This window comes from Halobacteriovorax sp. RT-2-3 (assembly GCF_047085075.1).
Taxonomy (GTDB): domain Bacteria; phylum Bdellovibrionota; class Bacteriovoracia; order Bacteriovoracales; family Bacteriovoracaceae; genus Halobacteriovorax_A.
Genome location: NZ_JBKIYF010000004.1, coordinates 72,207 through 87,099, shown reverse-complemented (window position 1 = coordinate 87,099; position 14,893 = coordinate 72,207). Strand labels below are relative to the sequence as shown.

Genomic DNA, 14,893 nt, shown 5'->3' with positions numbered 1-14,893 from the left:
TTATACTAAACTGCAGCGCAGCAAATTACGGTGATTAATTAATGGAAACGAATACAATTTTAACAAAGCTTACTGATATCCTTGAAAATGCATTCTCGACTGCTTACCCAGATGCACAGTTTGAAAGAGCAGATATTTATGCCTCAATTGGACAGGCGCCAAATATTGAGATGGCCCACTACGCTTTTCCAGTATTTCGTTTCGCCAAAGCTCTTAAGCAAGGGCCACCACAAATCGCTGCTGCAATCTTAGAACAAATTGATCTTGAAGCAAACGCTTCGATTATAAAAGACCTTAAAGCACAAGGCCCATACCTAAACTTTACACTTACAGCTGATGCATACTTTGCAAATCTAGTCAGTGAAATTCGCTCAGGTGAGTTCTTCAAAAAAGAGCTAACTAAAGGCGAAGGTAAAACAATGATTGAGTACTCGCAGCCAAATACTCACAAAGAGCTTCACGTTGGTCATATGAGAAATCTATGTCTTGGAAATGCTCTTGTAAGAATTAAACAGTATTGTAGCGTTGATGTTCATCCAGTGACTTATCCTGGAGACTCTGGAACTCACGTTGCAAAATGTCTATGGTACTTAAAATATCATAACCAAGACACAATTCCTGAAACGAATAAGGGAGAATGGCTTGGCCGTATTTACACTCTAGCAAATACAAAGCTAGAAGATGAGCTTGGCTCAGATAAAGAAGACGATAACCGCGCAAAGCTTACAGAAATCCTAAAACAACTTCATGCTGAAGAAGGTGAATTCTTCGATCTTTGGAAAGAGACTCGTCAGTGGTCGATTGATCTAATGAAGAAGACATATGCTTGGGCAGATGTTGAGTTTGATCGCTGGTTCTTTGAATCTGAAATGGACGCTCCATCACTAAAGATCTGTAACGAATACTATGAGAAAGGTCTATTCGTAAAAGATGATGGTGCTATTGGAATGGATCTAAGTGAAGATAAGCTAGGTTTTTGTATTCTAATCAAGTCTGATGGAACAGGACTTTATTCAACAAAAGACGTGGCCCTTGCAATTAAGAAATTTGAAGAATACGGTGTAAAAAATAATATCTACATCGTTGACTCTCGCCAAGCCTTTCACTTCAAACAAGTATTTAAAGTTCTTGAGCATATAGGATTTGAACAGGCAAAAGACTGCTATCACCTTCCATATGAAATGGTGGAGCTAACAGATGGTGCCATGAGTTCTCGTAAAGGAAATATTGTTGCCCTTACTGATCTAATAAACAATATGGAAGCTAAGATCAAAGAAGATTACTTAAATAAGTATGCTGGAGAATGGAGCCAATCAGAGATTGATGAAACAGCGACTAAGATTGCAAACGGTGCGATCAAGTACGGAATGATCAAAATTGATAACAATCGTAAAATCGTTTTTGATATGAATGAGTGGTTAAAGCTTGATGGTGATACTGGCCCATATCTTCAATACGTTTATGCTCGAATTAACTCACTTCTATCAAAGCAAGGATTCGAAAAGGCACAAGCGCTTGAACTTTCAAATGCATCTTCAATTGTTGAAACGAAGGAATTTGAACTTTTACAAAAACTTTCACTATTTAATGATGTTGCTACAAAAGCACATGAGCAGAATAAGACAAGTTTACTTACGACTTACCTATTTGAGCTTGGAAAGTTATTTAATAGCTTCTACGCAGCTTGCCCAATTGCTTCGAGCGAAGAGTCTCTTAAAAAAGCAAGACTTGAGCTGGCGTATGCAACAAGTGAAATTATTAAAACGGGCCTTGGTATCCTAGGAATCCAAGTACCAGAGAGAATGTAATCTTATTACTTCGTAAAAACTAGTAACTGATTATTAGCTGGCATTGCAATATCTTCTTTTAGGAAGACACCTTTCTTTAAGAAGTTATTGCAAACATCTTCAAAATTTCTAATTCCACTCTGAGAATCTCTCTCTTTTAAGTAAGTATCAAATTGTTCATTTGAAGGACTAGTGAAATTTCCATGGTACTTAAATGGGCCGTAAATAAACAAAGTACTATTCTCATCCATTGCTTGGGCCAAATCCTTAATAAAGGTCTTTGCGGCCTTCCAAGGCATAATATGTAAAGTATTTGCTGTGTAATAGAATTTCTTACCTGCTTCAAGTTTATTAAAACCGGCTTCATAAGTCAGAGGACCTTTGAGATTCTTTAAGTTCTTACTGTAATGCTCTAGGCACTTTTTAAGGACATTCTGGTTTTCTCTAATTTCTGATGTAATAAAATCAATTTGAGAAAAGCTCTTTGCAAAGTGAGCGCTATGCTGACAAGTTAGAGAGCCAATTTCTAGGAATTCTCCACTTTCACAACTCTCTAGATAAGGTTTAATCACCTCTAGAATGGGGCCTTTATTTCTTTCACATGCTTCAGAATTTGGTAAATCGTTCATGTTAAACATGATACAATACTTTCAGTGAAAAAAAGAATTAAAATTCGTCTATCGGCCAATGATATCATCTTCGAGGATGGTAATTATATTGCCTTATTTAAAAAGGCCGGCTGGCCTGTGCATAAAACTCTCGATCGTTTTAGAGACAATTGTACAGATGCATTAGCAAGTTTTTTGAAGAATCGAGCAGATGGAAAAGACCAGTATCTCGTTTTGGCCCACAGACTTGATGTGGAAACGTCGGGAATTCTTTTATTTGCAAAGAATAAAGAAGCGAATAAGTATCTACAAGAACTCTTTAGTTCACACGATCCAAATAAGATAACGAAGAGCTACCTAGCAATATGTAGCGGAGAACTTTCTGAGCAAGAAGGAAGAATTGAGAACTTCTTAAAAGCTAATCGTGTCGGACATATTGAAAAGATGGCCGTGGTAAATTCAGGTGGAAAAAAGGCCATTACTGACTACAAGGTAATCGATACAAATAAGCAGTATTCACTTTTAGAATTTACAATTCTAACAGGTCGAAAGCACCAAATTCGCGCTCATGCAAAACATATGGGCCATCCGATTTATGGTGATCCAATTTATTCAAATTCAAAAGACCAAAGTGGACAAAGACTATGTGCCTATAAGCTTCGATTTTTTGATAAATTTTCAAATGAAGAAATTAACTTAAAAGTAGAAGCTCCATTTTCACTTGAGAATTTTAAAGAGCTTTCTAGTAATGGAGACAACCAGTATATCATCTTCAATAAGCCCTACGATGTTCTTTGCCAATTTGGAAAAGATCATCGAGATCAGTTAAGCCTTATCGATTATAAACTACCTAAGGAAGTCTATCCTGTCGGACGACTTGATAAAGATAGTGAAGGTCTACTTATTCTAACAAATGATGGAAAGTATAAGAACCAAATGGCAAATGCTGATAGCAAGGTTGAAAAAACCTATATTGTTCAAGTCGATGGCGATATTACGACAGAGGCAATTGAAAAGCTTAAACGTGGTGTTGTTATTAAAGGAAATTACAAGACAAAGCCTGCCAAAGTAAAAAAACTTGCGGATTTTAAAATTGAAGAGCGAGTACCTCCAGTGCGAGTAAGAAAGTCGATTCCAACATCTTGGATTGAAGTACGCATCTCAGAGGGACGTAACCGACAAATTCGCAGAATGTGTGCGGCCGTAGACTTTCCTACGCTTAGACTTATTCGAGTTGCTATTGGTGACGTAAAGCTTGGAAAACTTAAGGTTGGGGAATTCTCTTATTTCGATCCATCAAAGCAAAAATAACACCTAAAATTGCACCACTTACCAGTCCTCCACCATGGGCCCAGTTGGCCATCTTAAAATTAAAGACATCAAAGAAGCCTAAGAAAAGCCACCCTACCATAAGTACAATATCTGAAGTTGGAAGCTTAAACTTGAAATTTGGATTCAGTCTTGAGTAAGGCCATAAAAATCCCAATAGGCCGTAAACTACACCAGAGAGCCCGCCGAACATCCCCGGCGACATTATTGCTTGTAAAATATTTGAAGTAATTGCGGTAAATAGTAATAGTAAGACAAGAAAGACACTTCCCTTAGTTACTTCGATAAGCTTACCAAGCTCTTTCCACCAAAGCATATTAAAGAAGATGTGGATATAGCCAAAATGAATAAAGGCCGGAGAAAGTAGACGCCAATATTCTCCACGATTGATATCTGCAAAAGCATCAACCTTTGAAGTTGAAAAGAGAAAGAGATAGTAAAGGTTTTCATTTTTAAAGATCCAACCAAAAATAAAAACAATTACACATAAGGCCAATATAATAATTGTCGCAGGCCCCATACTTAAAGACTGAACGTACTGCCAATTCTCGTCGACTTTAGACGGCTTTGCCCCACCAATGTAGACACGATAAACGTCACGGGCCTGTTGCAATTGATTAATATCCACAACAAATAAGTGATAGAAATCGTTCTCGTATTCTTTTGTGATATGAATCCCCTCACGCAGAAGTTGTGCTTCAATCAGAGATGTGATCGACTCATCACGTAAAGAGCCAATATATTTAAGTCGTTTTAAGTTAATTTCAGTATCATGTTCACTCATGAAATCATTTTCCTACAAAGCTTGATAAAAGTCGATCTTACATAAATATTATGGATTAGAGGTGTGATTCCACCTATATATTTGATAAGATGGACTTAAATAAGTTGTTTTTTGACTTATTTTACGTTATTTAAATGGCATAACGTAAATTATTAATAAAAGGCGATACCTAAGGTATTTAACTCGTCACAATATAGGTGTGAAACGCATGTTTAAGGTTAGTAAAAAAACAGAATATGCCCTAAAAGCTCTAAAGCATATGCAAGAGCACGGACACACTTGTGCTGAAAACTTAACTTCGGCCAGAGAAATATGTGACATCTACAAAATGCCTTTTGACCCCGTATCAAAAGTTATGCAAAAGCTAAATGGATACGGCGTCCTCTCATCAATTAAGGGAATTAAAGGTGGCTACTTCCTAAGCCGTCCCCTGTCTGAAATTAATCTTTTTGAAGTCAGTAATTCAATCGAAGGAAAGATTTCAAATTCAGACTGTGATGCCCTTAAAGGTAAATGTACTAAATACTTAAATTGCGAATTAATTTCACCAATAGAAAAGCTTAACTCTCACGTTAATCACCAGCTGATTAACTTGTCGCTTGAAGAGTTATTAATGAATAAGGCAGGATTCACACATGAGTGATACACAATTAACAAAGTCAGAATATAAGTACGGCTTCTTTACAGACATTGAAACTCAAGAGTTTCCTAAAGGTTTAAATGAAGACATCGTAAGAATGATTTCAGCAAAAAAGAATGAGCCTGAATGGTTACTTGAATATCGTCTAAAGGCGTTCCGTCTTTGGAAGCAAATGCCAATGCCAAATTGGGCAAAACTTGAGATTCCAGAAATTGATTTTGAAGATCTGTATTACTATGCAGCACCAAAATCAACAGAAAGTGCGCCAAAAAGTCTTGATGATTTAGACCCAGAACTTTTAGCGACTTTTGAGAAGTTAGGAATTCCATTATCTGAACAGAAAAGAATTTCAGGAGTTGCAGTTGATGCAGTATTTGACTCAGTTTCAGTTGGGACAACATATAAAGAAGAGCTTGAAGCAGTTGGTGTTATTTTCTGCTCTATCTCGGAAGCAGTACAAGAGCATCCTGAGCTAGTAAAAAAATATCTTGGTACAGTTGTGCCACCAGCAGATAACTTCTATGCAGCACTAAACGCAGCAGTATTCTCGGATGGATCATTTGTTTACATCCCAGAGGGTGTAACTTGCCCGATGGATCTTTCAACTTACTTTAGAATCAATGCAAAAGAGACAGGACAGTTTGAGAGAACACTTGTTGTTGCAGATAAGGGAAGCTACGTAAATTACCTTGAAGGTTGTACAGCTCCACAAAGAGATGAAAACCAACTTCACGCGGCCATCGTTGAACTTATTGCTCTTGATGATGCAGAAATTAAGTACTCAACTGTTCAAAACTGGTATGCCGGTGATGAAAAAGGAAAAGGTGGTATTTATAACTTCGTAACAAAGCGTGGGAACTGCCTTGGAAAGAATTCAAAAATTTCTTGGACTCAAGTTGAAGCAGGTTCTGCAATCACTTGGAAGTACCCGTCATGTAACTTAATTGGTGAAAACTCTCAAGGAGCTTTCTACTCTGTTGCACTAACAAATAATAAAATGCAGGCCGATACTGGAACAAAAATGGTTCACATCGGTAAGAACACAAAGTCGACAATTATTTCAAAAGGTATCTCAGCAGAGGAATCTGAAAATAACTATCGAGGGCTTGTAAAAGTTATGCCTTCGGCAATTGGCGCAAAGAACTATTCTCAATGTGACTCAATGCTTGTTGGTTCAAAGTGTTCAGCAAACACATTCCCATATATTGACGTGAAAAATAATACGGCAACTGTAGAGCACGAGGCCTCAACTTCAAAGATTTCTGAAGATCAGCTTTTCTACCTACAGCAACGTGGGATGGATATGGAAAAATGTATCTCAATGATCGTAAATGGTTTCTGTAGTGAAGTATTTAAAGAACTTCCACTAGAGTTCTCTGTTGAAGCCGTTAAGTTAATTGAGATGAAATTAGAAAATTCAATTGGATAAAATTTAGATTTATATAAAGGGAAAAAAATGAGCTTACTTACAGTTAAAGATGTTCACGCAAGAGTAGAAGAAAAAGAAATTCTTAAAGGGATTTCTATTGAAGTTAAACCAGGTGAAGTTCACGCAATTATGGGACCAAACGGTTCAGGAAAGAGTACTCTTTCTAAAGTTATCGCTGGTCACCCTTCATTTGAAGTAACAAGTGGATCTATTGATTACAATATCAATGGAAAGCAAACAGACCTACTAGAACTTGAGCCAGATGAAAGAGCAAAGAATGGAATCTTTCTAGGCTTCCAATACCCTATTGAAGTTCCAGGTGTATCAAATATTGACTTCCTTCTTGAGTCATTTAATGAAGTATCTAAATCTCAAGGTGCTGCAGAAATGAAGAAAGATGAATTCAGAGAATTCCTAAGACCAAAATTAGAACTACTAGAGATGAGAGAAGAATTCTTAGACCGTCCAGTTAACACTGGTTTTTCTGGTGGTGAAAAGAAGAAAAATGAAATCCTTCAAATGGCCGTTCTTAACCCAAAGATTGCACTACTTGATGAAACAGACTCAGGTCTTGATATCGACGCTCTTAAGATCGTTGCAAAAGGTGTTAATGCGATCAAGTCTAAGTACAATGGTATCGTTCTAGTAACACACTACCAAAGACTTCTAGACTATATCGTTCCTGATTATGTTCACGTACTAAGTGGCGGTAAAATTATTAAGTCAGGTGGAAAAGAGCTAGCTCTTGAGCTTGAAGAGAAAGGTTACGACTGGTTAACAAAATAAGGACTAGGATTAATAATGAATATCCAAGAATTAACAGACCAATACTTAAATGATCTAGCAACTTATGCTAAATCAGATTCAAATAAGGAAGCCTTGAATAATTTTAAGGCCCGTGGACTTCCACACACAAAGATGGAAGACTGGATTTATACGAAACTTACAGATGTATTACCTGAAAAGTTTACGGTTACAACTGAGAAAGCGATGCTTAAAAATGTTAAGGTTGCAGGAAAGTATCAAGTTGTTCTTTTAAATGGTCAGTACTCTAAAGCAGACTCATTCTTTCCAGAAGAAATCACCGTTGAGCACAAGGCACTCGTAGCAAATGAGGCCAATTGTGACCAAACAGATATCTTTGCCATGCTTAATGCTTCTGCTGTCGAAAATATTATTGAAATCAATGTACCAAAAAATGTAAGTGTTGATGATATTATCTCAATTGTTCATATTTCAGACTTTGATGGAGAATTTGCTCTTCCTCGTATTCACGTTAACGTTGAGCAATTTTCAAAGGTTAGTTTTGTAGAGATTTTCACGGGAAGTGACAAGGCATATAATATAAACGCTGTCTCAAATTTCAAAATTGCAGATGGAGCAAATGTAAGCCACGTAAAAGTACAAACAGATGGTGCAAATGCATTTCACGTAAGTAGTGTTAATGCTGACATTGCAAAAGATGCTCACTTCAAATCATTTACTTTTACAACTGGTGCAAAGAAATCACGTAACGAAATGAGAGTGCGTCTTAATGGGACAGGTGCAACTGCAAGTGTTGATGGACTATACGCTCTTAGAGGTGATCAACATACAGACAACTTCTCACTAATTTCGCATATAAAAGAAAGAACAGATAGTTCTCAGCTTTTCAAAGGAGTTCTTGATAACAAGGCCCGTGGAGTTTTCACTGGGAAAGTTCTTGTTTGTCGAGACGCTCAACTTGTAAATTCTGAACAATTAAATAAGAACCTACTTTTATCTAAGGGTGCTCACGTTGATACTCGTCCACAACTAGAAGTTTATGCTGACGATGTTAAGTGTGCCCACGGTGCAACAGTAGGACAAATGAGTGATGAAGAAGCTTTCTATCTACAGTCTCGTGGTTTATCAAAAGAGCGCGTGCAAAAACTACTTATCCACGCATTCTGTTCAGATGCAATTACAAAAATTGAAGATGAGAAAATTGAAAACTTCTTAAGTGAAATTCTATTTGAATCATTTGAAAAAAACACATTTGATGAAATGGAAAAGGAATCTTAATGGCCTTCGAAATTAATGCTATTAGAGCACAATTTCCACAACTAGAAAGAAAAGTACATGATAAGCCACTTATCTACTTAGATAATGCTGCATCTACTCTTAAACATATTAATGTAATCAATACTGTTAATGAGCATTACTCACATAATGTTGCCAATATTCACAGAGGAGTTCATTACCTAAGTGAGTTTGGAACTATTAAGTATGAAGAAACACGTGATGCGATTCAATCACTGATCAATGCTAATTCAAGAGTTGAAATTATTTTTACGAAAGGAACAACTGATAGCTTAAACTTAGTTGCGAACTCTTTTATTCCTTACTACTTGAAAAAAGATGATGTCATTCTAATCTCAACTATGGAGCACCATTCAAATATTGTACCTTGGCAGATCCAAGCAGAAAAGATTGGGGCTAAAGTTAGAGAGATTCCAATTACTGATGAAGGAGACATCAATGAAGAAGCTTATGTGAAGCTTCTTTCTGAAGGTAATGTAAAACTAGTTTCAATGGCCCATATTTCAAATAGCCTTGGAACAGTTAACAATATCAAAAAATACATTAAGCTTGCACATGATAATGGTGCCTACTTTTGCGTTGATGCTGCTCAGTCGATTGCGCATGAAAAGATTGACGTTCAAGACTTAAATTGCGACTTCCTCGCCTTCTCATCTCACAAGATGTTTGGACCAACTGGAATTGGCGCACTATATGGTAAAGAGAAACTTCTTGAATCTATGCCTCCTTACCAAGGTGGTGGTGATATGATCGATGTTGTGACAATTGAGAAAACAACTTATAACGATCTTCCACATAAATTTGAAGCTGGTACACCTCATATTGCTGGTGGTATCGGGCTTAAACCAGCAGTTGATTTCATCGTTAATTGTGACCTCGATGTTATTAAGAGTTATGAAAAAGAGCTTCTTGATTATGCAACAAAACAAATTCTTGAGGTTGAAAAGGTTCGCTTAATTGGGACAGCAAAAGAGAAGGCCTCTGTTCTATCATTTGTCGTTGAAGGCGCTCACCCACACGATCTAGGAACACTTTTAGATCGCCAAGGTGTTGCAATTAGAACTGGTCACCACTGTACGCAACCATTAATGAAAAGGTTCGGAATCGGTGCTACTGCAAGGGCCTCGTTCTCGTTGTATAATACAAAAGAAGAAATTGATAATTTTATAAAAGCACTACATAAGGCCATCAACTTCCTATAAGAAGTTAAGGTAACAAAGGTAAAGTATATGAGTGAAGTAACAATCGACATTCAACCAACACCAAACCCAAATGCACTTAAGTTCATTTTAAATCAAAATGTAAAAGCATCTGGTTCTTCAACTTTTAGAACACCAATGGAGTGTGGAGAGGTTAACCTAGGAGTTAATCTTTTTACAATTCGTGGAATTGACCAATTACACTTTTTTGAAAATGTTATCACAGTGACCAAATTCAATTATGAAGATTGGGATGATATTGAGCCAAAGATCCTTGAAACAATCAAGCACGATCTACCAAATCACAATCCAGAATACGAAGAATTTGATCCAGAAAAAGAGCGTCGTGAAAACCTACCTCAAGAGCTAAAAGATATTGAGGCCGTACTTGATCGTACAGTTAGACAATACCTACAAGCTGACGGTGGAGATATTCAGACTGTTTCTTATGAAGACAATATTCTACTTGTTCGTTATCAAGGTGCATGTGGGACTTGCCCATCATCGACAACTGGAACTCTTGAGGCAATTAAGTCAACTCTAAGAGCAGAGTATAATCCAGCGATTGATGTTTACATTGCCCCTGATTGGTAGCGCCCGCGTCATTGACTGGCATAGGCCAGTCAATGGGACGCTGCGCGCGCGCCCCTAATCTTTAGCTTGCCAATAAATACGAGAGCGAGGGTTCAGTCTGCTTCGGCTCCTGCCTCCCGCAGACATACAGGTCATCGTGACCATAACGCCCGAGCGGTTCGTCACAGGCGCCAATGGCACAAACTATTTCAAAAATCACCTACCCAACAATCGAATAGATAATCATAAAGTGCAACGTCGCGGCCACACAAACGAATAGATGAAATAATTCATGATAACCAAACCACTTGGCATACCTACCAGGCTTCTTTAATCCGTAAAAAATAGCACCTATTGTATAGAGAACTCCACCAGAAATTAAGAGCGAGATATTTGTCATCCCTAATTTTGGGATAAGCTCAGATAAATATGGAAGAACCATGTAGCCAGGTATCAGATAAATAATTGCACTTACCTTCTCAGGTAAATTTGGAAAGAAGATTGATTTTAAGATACCAATTGCAGCAACAGTCCAAATACTAATAAGCAAAGTCGAACCGGACTCTCCATTTAAAACAAGAAGAGTTATAGGCGTACAAGTTCCTGCAATCATCACGTAAATAGCACTATGATCTAGCCTGCCAAGAAGGTCTCGTGCTTTAGGCTCCCAATGAATTCGATGATAGAAGGCACTCACTCCAAGCATCATTAGAAGGCCTAGAGAATAGATGATAGTCGAAATATACTGAGTGGTATTTACACTTTTAGCTATGAGAAGTGAACAGGCTCCAAGGGAGATAAAGAACATGGCCTGATGAGACCAACCTCTGAGAATGGGCTTTTGCTTGGCTTTTTGCATATAAGGAGCATACCCTCGATAAGCGTTCAACTAAAGCCAAGGCCCAAGCTTTTACATTTATATTACATTGTTACAACAGCTGTTGTAGAGCATGTTCTATAAATCAGAAAATTTCATTTTGATTAATTCTTTTTTTACAACACCAAGAAGCTCGCGACACTCGCCTTCTTCAAGGCCATATAATTTATGAGAAGTTTGTAGCTCTTTTGGTTCTTTGAAATCATTTTTAAAACTTTGCAATCTGTTATTAAGATTATTTCTAAGCGTTCTCATTTGCTTTGGCGTGTATTCTTTAATTTCTTCTAATAATTCTTGTAGTCTTTTAGACATTTTCTACCTCTTACTAATCTTGCAATGCATCCGAATTAGGATTCAGGCACCTTACATAAATTCCTAAACTGTGTAAAATTAAAATAAATTGTATTGATCAAATCAATTAAAACTATGACCATTAAGTATTTTCTTATAGACACCGATAGTTTGATGTGCCAAACTTATATTTAACAACTCTAACAAAGGGGTAATTTATGATGATTAACAACTGCTACCGTCTACTTTGTGAAATCACGAAACTAGAGAAAAAACTTGAAGAGATTCAAGCTGTGGCCCAGTCCCATGGAGTTGAAATTGATGCCAATGAGATCTTAGAAGACCTCATTAAGGCACAGGCCAGCTAAAAGCTAGGCCCAGTCCTTTGGATAGTAATACTCCATCATCTTCTTATGCTCTGGCTTTGTTGGCTCGTAACGATAAGTAAACTTCACTCTCTTTGGTAGTGAAATTAAAATTGAATCTGTACGGCCATTAGATTTAAGACCAAAGTGAGTTCCTCTATCATGAAGAAGATTAAACTCAACGTAGCGGCCACGACGATGTAATTGGAAATCCACATCTTCATCATCGAAGGCTTCATTCATTCTCTTCTCAACAAGTGGGAAGTAAGACTTGATAAAGTTTGAAGAAATCTCTTTAAACATGGCCAGGTCTTTAACAGGGTCACCTGAAAAGAAATGGTCGTAGAAGAATCCACCGACTCCACGCATTTCGTCTTCTCTGTGCTTATTTACAAAATACTTATCACAACGATTCTTCCAATCATCCCAGTATCCATATGGTTCACAGGCGTCCTTCCAAACCTTGTGAAAGTACTCAAAGTCTTCTTCGTGTGGAAAGTAAGGAGTTAGGTCTGCTCCACCACCAAACCAAATTTTTGAACCGGCCTGAATCATACGAAAATTTGCATGAGTTGTTGGAACTTTTGGATTTGTCGGGTGAATGATGAGAGAAATTCCCGTTGCCCACATTTGATTATTATCACCACCAATATTAGCAGCAAATTTAGGATCAACTTCACCAGAAACAAGAGATGTATTTACACCAGCGTTCTCAAAGATCTCTCCTTCAAAAGCGCGAGTGATTCCACCACCGCCAGGATTTCCAGCGTAGTCTTTTCTCTCCCAAATATCTTCATTTAAGTTAATTTTTCTATCGATTCTCTTAAGTTCGTCACTAATCTGATTCTGTAAAGTTTTAACATGTTCGGCAAATTCTGATTTGATATTTTCAATATCGTAAGACATGGCTAAAATCCTAGTTAGTTATTTTTTAAAAACCCAATATATCAGAAAAGAACTGATATGATAATTATCAGGAGTAGAATTAATGCTTTATTATCACAATCCAAGATGCTCTAAGAGTCGCCAAGGTCTAGAATATTTAGAACATAAAGGCATCCAAGAAGGTGTTGGCTTTAGGGTTAAAGAATATCTGAAAGATGGGGTTGAGGAAAAAGAGTTTATCGACTTAGTGAAATACACAGGTCTAGCTCCACTAGAAGGTCTAATTCGTACAAAAGAAGCGCTATTTAAGGACCTAGGTCTTGCAGGTAAAGAGTTATCGAATATTGAATGGGCCAAAATCGTTCACGAAAACCCAAAGCTTCTTGAGCGTCCAATCCTTGTTAATGATAACAAGAAAGCGGTAATCGGTAGACCGACAGAGAATTTCGATACAATTATCTAAGTACTCTAAATTACGTATTGTGGCAGTTCACTCTGCCACAAGTTCTTGTCATATCAGAAAGTTAGCCCAATCCAAACTCCCTTTATTTTTAGCCATTTACACAAGTTTCAGCTTAAGAAATTACTTTGATCTACGATAAGTATAAATGAGATTGATTTTGTGGGGACTCATTATGAAGGTACTAAGACTTGTAATTTTATCTGTAGCAATTTTAGCGAATATTTCTGTCTTGAATGCAAATTCAGAAAAGGGTGTCGCCAAAGTTATGAAAGTAAGAGGAAATGTCTTTTACTCCCAAACTAAAAAGCCACTAGCGAAGGGAGATTGGGTACCAGAGGGTGCTAAGATTACGACCAAGGCCCGAAGCTTTGTAAAGCTACTCTTTATCGACAAATCAAATCTTACTCTCGGTGCGAATTCTGAAGTTGAAGTGGAGCAATTCCCAAAAAAGAAAGCAGGAATTATCAATCTTATTAATGGTCAACTTCGTTCAAAAGTATCTAAGAATTACCTAGAGATCGATAAAAAGAAATCAAAGCTTTTCATTAAAACTAAAACTGCGGCCATGGGTGTACGTGGTACTGATTTCCAAGTTAACTTTAACCCTACCAATAATAATACGACACTTATTACATTTGAAGGTGCCGTTGCGATGGGTTCACTTACTAACTTTAAGAAGAGCCGCTTCCTACAAGACAGACTTGAGAAGGTTGTTTCATCACCTACTTCAGTTATGGTTCGCCAAGGACAGCTTTCTGGGGTTATGCCAAAGGTTGATTCAAAACCAATGGCACCGGTAAAAATTAATAAACAACAGCTAAAGGCCCTTGAGGCAAATGATGGATCTAAAACATCATCAAATGACGATCAAAAGAAATCAGAGAAAAAACAGATGAGTCGAAATATCATTCCTCCAGGAATGGATAGCTCAAAATTTAGTGGAGCAGGTGGATCTGAGATCATGGGACAAATGGCCAAGGCCGACGCTAGTATCAAAGTACCTAGTGCACAAGCTGCTACAACGATAGCTTCATCAAGAGTGCAGACAAAAGGAACAATGACCGAAGGTGGTTATGTCGATACGAATAATGTTCTCTATATTCCACCACCAAAAAATGCTCCAGTAGACCCAATGACTAATGAAGTTATTGTTCCTATTCAAATGGGAAGCTTCGATAAGGACACTGGTGAGTATAAGAATGACTTCTATGTGGTAAATGAAAATGGAGATATGATTCCAAAAGACCCAGTAATCACTGTTAACCGCATACCTGCTTCTGATGGGACTGCGCCAGAGCTCGTACCGACTGGACCAATCAATATCTTCGATCAAGACGAAGTTGATGAATTTGACGATCCAATAGGCGCTCCTATTCCTTCAGACGATACAAAGCCACTTGATGGTGGCCCAGATATTATGGAAACGACAATGGATGATCGCGACCAAATGCTTGATCAAACAAATACGACTTCAACAAATCGAGCACGTGTTAAAGTCATCCTTGATCGCCAATAAATAACCGAGTTCTAAATTCAGATATGGCCACAGCTAATTAGCTCTGTGGCCAAATTCCCTCTATTCAATTGTCCTATTTATCAGTA

16 protein-coding genes are annotated in these 14,893 nt (G+C 37.5%); 11 read left to right on the top strand and 5 right to left on the bottom strand.

Going from position 1 to position 14,893, the window contains the following annotated elements:
- Positions 1-41: 41 nt before the first annotated feature.
- The gene (gene argS / locus ACMAYX_RS15480) at positions 42-1,808 is read left to right on the top strand and encodes an arginine--tRNA ligase (protein ID WP_103219025.1); all 1,767 of its coding nucleotides are present in this window, start codon (positions 42-44) and stop codon (positions 1,806-1,808) included.
- A gap of 5 nt (positions 1,809-1,813) precedes the next feature.
- Here argS and ACMAYX_RS15475 read toward each other — a convergent pair whose 3' ends face one another.
- Positions 1,814-2,416, bottom strand: coding sequence for a DUF938 domain-containing protein (locus ACMAYX_RS15475; protein ID WP_158246940.1), 603 nt, complete (start codon positions 2,414-2,416; stop codon positions 1,814-1,816).
- A 24-nt stretch (positions 2,417-2,440) separates the two neighbouring features.
- Between ACMAYX_RS15475 and ACMAYX_RS15470 the strand changes: the two genes are divergently transcribed.
- A complete protein-coding gene (locus ACMAYX_RS15470) occupies positions 2,441-3,706 on the top strand; it encodes a pseudouridine synthase (protein WP_412463096.1) in 1,266 nt (421 codons plus the stop codon).
- On the opposite strand, the gene ACMAYX_RS15465 is transcribed toward ACMAYX_RS15470, so the two are convergent.
- A complete protein-coding gene (locus ACMAYX_RS15465; RefSeq protein ID WP_392992302.1) occupies positions 3,660-4,508 on the bottom strand; it encodes a rhomboid family intramembrane serine protease in 849 nt (282 codons plus the stop codon). The genes ACMAYX_RS15470 and ACMAYX_RS15465 overlap by 47 nt on opposite strands.
- A gap of 208 nt (positions 4,509-4,716) precedes the next feature.
- Between ACMAYX_RS15465 and ACMAYX_RS15460 the strand changes: the two genes are divergently transcribed.
- From ACMAYX_RS15460 to ACMAYX_RS15435, 6 genes are read left to right on the top strand one after another with little or no spacing between them, the layout of a single operon-like run.
- Positions 4,717-5,151 carry an RrF2 family transcriptional regulator gene (locus tag ACMAYX_RS15460; RefSeq protein ID WP_103219029.1) on the top strand — a complete coding sequence of 145 codons (435 nt, stop codon included), beginning with the start codon at positions 4,717-4,719 and terminating at the stop codon, positions 5,149-5,151.
- On the top strand, positions 5,144-6,577 hold the full coding sequence (sufB, locus tag ACMAYX_RS15455; RefSeq protein ID WP_103219030.1) for a Fe-S cluster assembly protein SufB: 1,434 nt from the start codon (positions 5,144-5,146) through the stop codon (positions 6,575-6,577). The genes ACMAYX_RS15460 and sufB overlap by 8 nt, the downstream gene beginning before the upstream one ends.
- Before the next feature lie 27 nt (positions 6,578-6,604).
- Positions 6,605-7,363 (top strand): Fe-S cluster assembly ATPase SufC, encoded by a 759-nt coding sequence (sufC, locus tag ACMAYX_RS15450; protein WP_412470051.1) that lies wholly within the window; start codon positions 6,605-6,607, stop codon positions 7,361-7,363.
- Between the two features lie 15 nt (positions 7,364-7,378).
- Entirely contained in the window at positions 7,379-8,620 is a 1,242-nt protein-coding gene (gene sufD, locus ACMAYX_RS15445) for a Fe-S cluster assembly protein SufD (protein WP_103219032.1), read from the top strand.
- Complete coding sequence (locus ACMAYX_RS15440) at positions 8,620-9,840, top strand: aminotransferase class V-fold PLP-dependent enzyme (protein WP_103219033.1); 1,221 nt, start codon at positions 8,620-8,622, stop codon at positions 9,838-9,840. Before sufD ends, ACMAYX_RS15440 begins: the two co-directional genes overlap by 1 nt.
- A 27-nt stretch (positions 9,841-9,867) precedes the next feature.
- Positions 9,868-10,431 carry a NifU family protein gene (locus ACMAYX_RS15435; RefSeq protein ID WP_103219034.1) on the top strand — a complete coding sequence of 188 codons (564 nt, stop codon included), beginning with the start codon at positions 9,868-9,870 and terminating at the stop codon, positions 10,429-10,431.
- 199 nt (positions 10,432-10,630) lie between these two features.
- On the opposite strand, the gene trhA is transcribed toward ACMAYX_RS15435, so the two are convergent.
- A complete protein-coding gene (gene trhA, locus ACMAYX_RS15430) occupies positions 10,631-11,269 on the bottom strand; it encodes a PAQR family membrane homeostasis protein TrhA (protein WP_103219035.1) in 639 nt (212 codons plus the stop codon).
- 96 nt (positions 11,270-11,365) lie between these two features.
- Complete coding sequence (locus tag ACMAYX_RS15425; RefSeq protein ID WP_103219036.1) at positions 11,366-11,599, bottom strand: hypothetical protein; 234 nt, start codon at positions 11,597-11,599, stop codon at positions 11,366-11,368.
- A 197-nt stretch (positions 11,600-11,796) separates the two neighbouring features.
- On the opposite strand from ACMAYX_RS15425, the gene ACMAYX_RS15420 reads away from it, so the two are divergent.
- Positions 11,797-11,946, top strand: a complete 150-nt coding sequence (locus tag ACMAYX_RS15420) for a hypothetical protein (protein WP_158246941.1) — start codon at positions 11,797-11,799, stop codon at positions 11,944-11,946.
- 3 nt (positions 11,947-11,949) lie between these two features.
- Here ACMAYX_RS15420 and hemF read toward each other — a convergent pair whose 3' ends face one another.
- Complete coding sequence (gene hemF, locus ACMAYX_RS15415; RefSeq protein WP_103219037.1) at positions 11,950-12,849, bottom strand: oxygen-dependent coproporphyrinogen oxidase; 900 nt, start codon at positions 12,847-12,849, stop codon at positions 11,950-11,952.
- Between the two features lie 82 nt (positions 12,850-12,931).
- On the opposite strand from hemF, the gene ACMAYX_RS15410 reads away from it, so the two are divergent.
- Both ACMAYX_RS15410 and ACMAYX_RS15405 read left to right on the top strand, forming a co-directional pair.
- Positions 12,932-13,291 (top strand): ArsC/Spx/MgsR family protein, encoded by a 360-nt coding sequence (locus tag ACMAYX_RS15410; RefSeq protein WP_103219038.1) that lies wholly within the window; start codon positions 12,932-12,934, stop codon positions 13,289-13,291.
- 172 nt (positions 13,292-13,463) lie between these two features.
- Positions 13,464-14,807 carry a FecR domain-containing protein gene (locus ACMAYX_RS15405; RefSeq protein WP_412470053.1) on the top strand — a complete coding sequence of 448 codons (1,344 nt, stop codon included), beginning with the start codon at positions 13,464-13,466 and terminating at the stop codon, positions 14,805-14,807.
- Positions 14,808-14,893: the final 86 nt, after the last annotated feature.

What these genes read in the sequence shown, in the direction of transcription:
- trhA (WP_103219035.1), bottom strand. Translation starts at nt 11,269, where the DNA reads ATGCAAAAAGCCAAGCAAAAGCCCATTCTCAGAGGTTGGTCTCATCAG.
- ACMAYX_RS15420 (WP_158246941.1), top strand. Translation starts at nt 11,797, where the DNA reads ATGATGATTAACAACTGCTACCGTCTACTTTGTGAAATCACGAAACTA.
- ACMAYX_RS15435 (WP_103219034.1), top strand. Translation starts at nt 9,868, where the DNA reads ATGAGTGAAGTAACAATCGACATTCAACCAACACCAAACCCAAATGCA.
- ACMAYX_RS15425 (WP_103219036.1), bottom strand. Translation starts at nt 11,599, where the DNA reads ATGTCTAAAAGACTACAAGAATTATTAGAAGAAATTAAAGAATACACG.
- ACMAYX_RS15410 (WP_103219038.1), top strand. Translation starts at nt 12,932, where the DNA reads ATGCTTTATTATCACAATCCAAGATGCTCTAAGAGTCGCCAAGGTCTA.
- ACMAYX_RS15465 (WP_392992302.1), bottom strand. Translation starts at nt 4,508, where the DNA reads ATGAGTGAACATGATACTGAAATTAACTTAAAACGACTTAAATATATT.
- ACMAYX_RS15405 (WP_412470053.1), top strand. Translation starts at nt 13,464, where the DNA reads ATGAAGGTACTAAGACTTGTAATTTTATCTGTAGCAATTTTAGCGAAT.
- ACMAYX_RS15460 (WP_103219029.1), top strand. Translation starts at nt 4,717, where the DNA reads ATGTTTAAGGTTAGTAAAAAAACAGAATATGCCCTAAAAGCTCTAAAG.
- sufC (WP_412470051.1), top strand. Translation starts at nt 6,605, where the DNA reads ATGAGCTTACTTACAGTTAAAGATGTTCACGCAAGAGTAGAAGAAAAA.
- hemF (WP_103219037.1), bottom strand. Translation starts at nt 12,849, where the DNA reads ATGTCTTACGATATTGAAAATATCAAATCAGAATTTGCCGAACATGTT.
- ACMAYX_RS15440 (WP_103219033.1), top strand. Translation starts at nt 8,620, where the DNA reads ATGGCCTTCGAAATTAATGCTATTAGAGCACAATTTCCACAACTAGAA.
- ACMAYX_RS15475 (WP_158246940.1), bottom strand. Translation starts at nt 2,416, where the DNA reads ATGAACGATTTACCAAATTCTGAAGCATGTGAAAGAAATAAAGGCCCC.
- sufB (WP_103219030.1), top strand. Translation starts at nt 5,144, where the DNA reads ATGAGTGATACACAATTAACAAAGTCAGAATATAAGTACGGCTTCTTT.
- sufD (WP_103219032.1), top strand. Translation starts at nt 7,379, where the DNA reads ATGAATATCCAAGAATTAACAGACCAATACTTAAATGATCTAGCAACT.
- argS (WP_103219025.1), top strand. Translation starts at nt 42, where the DNA reads ATGGAAACGAATACAATTTTAACAAAGCTTACTGATATCCTTGAAAAT.